The sequence below is a fragment of the Bacillus sp. GbtcB14 genome (genome assembly GCF_019091205.1).
GTDB lineage: Bacteria > Bacillota > Bacilli > Bacillales > Bacillaceae_G > Bacillus_A > Bacillus_A cereus_AG.
The window spans coordinates 1-700 of sequence record NZ_JAGXJT010000055.1 but is presented as its reverse complement, the minus strand read 5'-3'; the positions used below and the strand labels follow the sequence as shown (position 1 = coordinate 700).

The following is a 700-nucleotide window of genomic DNA, read 5'->3' as shown; positions in this document are numbered from 1 at the left end:
TGCACGAGAGCAAGTAGGAAAAGTATATACTTATGGAGTTTTCTTTAGGGAATATTCAAATAACGTTCCTCTGACTGAAGAAGAAGAGCAACTAAAACTATTATCTAATGTTGATGCGAGCTATTCTAATGGAATTGAAGCATTGATTGCTCTTTTAAAAGATATAGATGTTGAACATTGCAACATAGGTATAGATGAAGACGGAATGCAACCAAATCATATTAATACGATTAGTAATTATTTTAAGAAAAGTAGTATAAATCCTGTTTCAAATATTTTAAGACATGTTAGATCTATAAAAACAAATCATGAAATTCAGGCACTGTCTTATTCGGCAAATTGTATTGAAAATGCAATTGAAGATGTAACAAATAATTTATTTGAAGGCATAAGTGAATATGAAATAGCAGACATTTTTAATTGTTCTATCGCCAAAAAAGGAGCATTGCCTGTTTTACCGATGATTAGGGTAGGAAGACATGCTGTGGGAGGTCAGCGGAGACAAAGTAAAGACATTAAATTAATGCCAGGTGACCTAATTTGGTTCGACTGCGATATTGTATGTGATGGATACTGGGCTGATATTGCTCGAGTCTTATCATATAAGTATATGAAACCGGAATATGATAAATTTAATGCTCTTTATCAAGGCCAATGTATAGCTATGCAAGAGATTCAGCCTGGCATGAAGGGGGCAGAT

Annotated in this window: 1 protein-coding gene; it reads left to right on the top strand. The window is 33.7% G+C overall.

Annotation, left to right across the window (positions count from 1 at the left end):
• On the top strand, window positions 1–700 hold a 700-nt coding region (locus KVT31_RS29325; protein ID WP_217613702.1), incomplete at both ends, for a M24 family metallopeptidase.